Source organism: Streptomyces sp. NPDC006265, from assembly GCF_040613555.1.
Classification (GTDB): domain Bacteria; phylum Actinomycetota; class Actinomycetes; order Streptomycetales; family Streptomycetaceae; genus Streptomyces.
In genome coordinates, this window is record NZ_JBEXSH010001437.1 from 1 (window position 1) to 1,325 (window position 1,325).

Consider the following 1,325-nt stretch of genomic DNA (forward strand, 5'->3'; position numbering starts at 1 on the left):
GATCAGCCGGGGGATGCGCCGGTGTGCGAACGGGCGCCCCCTCACGCGCCCCTTGGGTGGCTTGTCATCGCCCTTACCTCGGCCTTATTGTCACCAGGCCTTGGTGAACGGGAAATCCGGTGTGATGCCGGTGCGGCCCTCGCCACTGTGAATCGGGAAGTCCGGCTCCGGCCCTCACGGGCAGCCACTGGGTCCTTGTGACCCGGGAAGGCGGAGTCCGGGCGGTGGTACCCGTCAGCCAGGAGACCGGCCAAGGCGCGTCAACCATCCACGAGGTGCTGGAGAGGGTCTGCTGAGCCATGCACATTGCCGAGGGTTTCCTTCCTCCGGCGCACGCGGTCGCCTGGGGCGTCGCGTCGGCGCCGTTCGTCGTCCACGGGGTCCGGTCGCTCACCCGTGAAGTGCGCGAGCACCCCGAGAGCACTCTGCTCCTCGGTGCGTCCGGCGCCTTCACGTTCGTCCTGTCCGCCTTGAAACTGCCGTCCGTCACCGGCAGTTGCTCGCACCCCACGGGTACGGGCCTCGGAGCCATCCTGTTCCGGCCGCCCATCATGGCGGTGCTGGGCACCATCACTCTGCTGTTCCAGGCGCTGTTGCTCGCGCACGGCGGCCTGACCACGCTGGGCGCCAACGTCTTCTCCATGGCGATCGTGGGCCCCTGGGCCGGATACGCCGTCTACAAGCTGCTGCGGCGCTCCAGCGCGCCGCTGATGGTGGCGGTGTTCTTCGGCGCGTTCGCCGCCGACCTGTCCACCTACTGCGTCACGAGCGTGCAGCTGGCGCTCGCGTTCCCGGACCCGGGCAGCGGATTCCTGGGCGCGCTCGGCAAGTTCGGTTCCATCTTCGCCGTCACGCAGATCCCGCTCGCGGTGAGCGAGGGCCTGCTGACCGTGCTCGTGATGCGGCTGCTGGTGCAGTCCAGCAAGGGCGAACTGACCCGGCTGGGTGTGCTCCTCGCCAAGAAGCAGACCCGGACCGAGACCGAGGTGGCGGCCCGATGAAGAGGAACACGAAGATCAACCTGGTGCTGCTGTTCCTCGTGGCCGCGCTCGCCGTACTGCCCTTGGCGCTCGGCCTCGGCGACCACAAGAAGGAGCCGTTCACCGGCTCCGACGCCGAGGCGCAGACGGCGATCACCGAGCTGAAGCCGGACTACGAGCCGTGGTTCTCATCGCTGTACGAGCCGCCGTCCGGTGAGATCGAGTCGGCGCTGTTCGCCCTTCAGGCGGCTCTCGGCGCCGGTGTCCTCGCCTACTACTTCGGCCTGCGCCGGGGCCGCAGGCAGGGCGAGCAGCGGGCGCTCGAGCGGGAGGCCGGCAGCGAAC

2 protein-coding genes and 1 riboswitch are annotated in these 1,325 nt (G+C 69.2%); both genes read left to right on the forward strand.

Going from position 1 to position 1,325, the window contains the following annotated elements:
* Window positions 1-62: 62 nt before the first annotated feature.
* Window positions 63-270: riboswitch (cobalamin riboswitch) on the forward strand.
* Between the two features lie 29 nt (window positions 271-299).
* Window positions 300-1,001, forward strand: coding sequence for an energy-coupling factor ABC transporter permease (locus ABZ281_RS49595; RefSeq protein WP_356665447.1), 702 nt, complete (start codon window positions 300-302; stop codon window positions 999-1,001).
* Window positions 998-1,325: energy-coupling factor ABC transporter substrate-binding protein (locus ABZ281_RS49600; protein WP_356665449.1), on the forward strand; the 328-nt coding region annotated here is incomplete at its 3' end. The genes ABZ281_RS49595 and ABZ281_RS49600, both read left to right, overlap by 4 nt.